This is a genomic window from Polaromonas sp. P1_G2, assembly GCF_056405515.1.
The window spans coordinates 1-3,002 of sequence record NZ_JBFUBY010000384.1 but is presented as its reverse complement, the minus strand read 5'-3'; the positions used below and the strand labels follow the sequence as shown (position 1 = coordinate 3,002).

Annotated in this window: 2 protein-coding genes and 1 pseudogene; 2 read left to right on the top strand and 1 reads right to left on the bottom strand. The window is 65.1% G+C overall.

Annotation, left to right across the window (positions count from 1 at the left end):
- Window positions 1-1,706 (bottom strand): AMP-binding protein (locus AC1D0P_RS23900; RefSeq protein ID WP_477679017.1); only part of this gene is annotated, 1,706 nt, incomplete at its 3' end.
- 8 nt (window positions 1,707-1,714) lie between these two features.
- On the opposite strand from AC1D0P_RS23900, the gene AC1D0P_RS23895 reads away from it, so the two are divergent.
- Window positions 1,715-2,650 (top strand): alpha/beta fold hydrolase, encoded by a 936-nt coding sequence (locus AC1D0P_RS23895; RefSeq protein ID WP_477679016.1) that lies wholly within the window; start codon window positions 1,715-1,717, stop codon window positions 2,648-2,650.
- 72 nt (window positions 2,651-2,722) lie between these two features.
- Window positions 2,723-3,002 (top strand): annotated as a pseudogene (locus tag AC1D0P_RS23890) (PCRF domain-containing protein); the annotation flags it as partial.

Sequence of the window (3,002 nt, the reverse complement as noted above, 5' to 3'; positions counted from 1 at the left end):
GTCGTCGTCATCGGCAGCGCATCAATAAATTCAATCTCCTTCGGATACTCATAAGGCGCCAGCAGGTTCTTGACGTGGGCCTGCAGTTTCACCGTGAGCTCTTCGTCAAAGCGCGCCGCGCCGCCTGGATGCGCCGCACGGGCCGCGGCCTGGTCGGGCGCGATCACCACATAGGCCTTGACGACCGCACCGCGCTCGCGGTCGGGCTTGGGCACCACGGCCGCGTTGGCGACGGCCGCGTGCTTGACCAGGCAGTTCTCGATCTCGCCGGGGCCTATGCGGTAGCCGGCGGCCTTGAACACGTCGTCGGCGCGGCCCTCGTACCAGAGATAGCCGTCGGCGTCGCGGCGCGCCAGGTCGCCGGTGCGGCACCAGTCGCCGGTGAACTTGTTGCGGGTCGCGGCCTCTTTTTTCCAGTAGCCCAGGAAGAAGATCGGATCGGGATCGCCGTGGACGTCGTAACGGTTCACCGACACGTCACCCGGCACGCCCACCGCGCATTCATTCCCTTCGTCGTCGATCACCGCCACGCGGTGGCCCGGATAGGCCTTGCCCATGCTGCCGGGGCGCGCCGGCCACAGGCGGCTGCAGTTGCCGACCACGTAATTCATTTCCGTTTGGCCGAACATTTCGTTGACGGTCACACCCAGCTGCTCGCGGCAGTAGGCGAACACGGCGTCGCCCACCGCTTCGCCCGCGCTCATCATGGCCTGCAGCGTCATCCTGAAATGCTGCTTCGGTTTGGGATAGGCCTTCATCATGGCCTTGAGGGCCGTGGGGAACAAAAAGGTGTGTGTCACGCCCTGCGCCGCCATCAGGCTGAACGCCAGCTCGGGGCTGAAGCGCCCGTTGAAGGCGACGATGGGACGGCCGAAATACAGGCTGGGCAGCAGCGCATCCATCAGGCCCCCAGTCCAGGCCCAGTCGGCCGGGGACCAGAACACCGCGTCGGACTTCTTGTTGGTTTTGCCGTCAAAGCCAAACCAGTTGTGGCTGCAAACAAACCCCGGCAGGTTGCCGATAAGCGCCCGGTGCGGCAGCAGTGCGCCCTTGGGCGGGCCGGTGGTGCCGCTGGTGTAGATCAGGATGGCGCCTTCCTCGGCCTTGGTCTTGACGGCCGTGAAGACGCCCTTCTGCGCCGCGAGCGCGCTGCCGTAATCGAGATCGCCCTGGCCCTGGGCCGTGCCGGCGGCGATCACCGTGCGCAGCGCCGGGCAATGGCCACGGATCGCCTTGAGGCTGGCCATCGAGCTTTCGTCACAGATGGCCACCACGGCATCGCTGTCCTGCAGCCGGTACTCGAGCGCCTCGGGGCCGAACAGCATGGACAGCGGCATGGCCACCGCGCCCATCTGGAACACCGCCATATAGGCCWCCGCGGTTTCCAGGCGCTGAGGCATCACGATGGCGACACGGTCGCCGCGCTTGACCCCGAGCCCCGCCAACACCTGGCTCAGCGCATCGGCGGCTTTCTGCAGTTCCTGGTAGCTGTGCAGCACGGWTTTTGCGCCCGGCTTGTGTATGCGTATGGCTGTCCGCGCCTCGGCCCGAGCCCAGCGGCCGCAGCAGGCCTCGGCGATGTTGAAAAATTCATCCACCTGCCAGCGAAAACCGGTGTGCAGTGCCGCGTAGTGGTCGGCTTGGGATTGGGGGACGGCCGGCTTGTCCCTGTGTTGACTGCGCTTGGCTTCGTGTCTCTTTATCATGGGGTCCAATGTACAAAGAAAAACGATCTTCCCGCAGCGAGTTTGTCCCTATACGCGGCCTCAGCTACCACGTTCGCCTCTGGGAAAGCCCCTCCGGCACCAACCCCGCGCTGCCGCCGCTGGTTCTGGTCCATGGCTGGATGGACGTCGCCGCCTCCTACCAGTTCATGGTCGACGCCCTGTCGGATGCCTTCGCACAAGGCCGCAGCATCATCGCGCCCGACTGGCGCGGCTTCGGGCTGACCGGCTCCGGCCCAGAGGGCAGCCCCGCTGACAACTACTGGTTTGCCGACTACCTGGCCGACCTGGATTTTTTGCTCGACCACTATGTCGGTGAGCAAGCGGTGGACCTGGTCGGCCACAGCATGGGCGGCAATGTYGCCATGCTGTATGCGGGCGTGCGGCCCACTCGCGTACGCCGGCTGGTCAACCTCGAAGGCTTCGGCCTGCCGCCCAGCCAGCCCGAACAGGCACCGGGCCGCTATGCCAAATGGATGGACGAGCTCAAAAGCCTGCGGCGCGGCGAACTCGAACTCAAGGCCTACGACAACGTGGACGGCGTGGCGCGCCGCCTGATGAAGACCAACCCGCGCCTGTCGGCCGACAAGGCCGGCTGGCTGGCCGGCCACTGGGCGCGGCCGGATGCCGCGGGGAAATGGCAAATCCTGGGCGAAGCCGCGCACAAGATCGGCAGCGCGCAGCTCTACCGCGTCGACGAAACCCTGGCGATCTACCGCCGCATCGGCGCCCCCACGCTGGCCGTCGAGGCCTCCGACGATTCGCTGGCCCGCTGGTGGCAGGGCAAATACAGTTTGGCCGATTACCACGAAAGGCTCAAACAGGTGGCCCAGGCCCGCGTCGCCGTGATCCAGGACGCCGGCCACATGCTGCACCACGACCAGCCGGAACAGCTGGCAACACTGATTGAGGGCTTTCTGGGCTAAACGCCTCTGTGTCGTGAGAAAATAGCGGGTTAGGCCGCCCCCTGCGGCCACCACTTTCAGGACAGAAGAACCATGGACGCAGAACGCATCAACCTCATCAGCAACCAGCTCGTCGACCTCAGCAACCGGGTCAACGAGCTTCGGGGGTATCTTTGACTACCCTGCCAAAGAACGAAAACTGAACGAAGTCAACGCCGCGCTGGAAGACCCCAAGGTCTGGGACAACCCCAAGCGCGCGCAGGAACTCGGCAAGGAAAAGAAATCGCTGGAAGACGTGGTCCACGTCATCGACCGCCTGACGTCGGAGCTCTCCGACAACACCGAGCTGTTCGAGATGTCCAAGGGCGAAGGC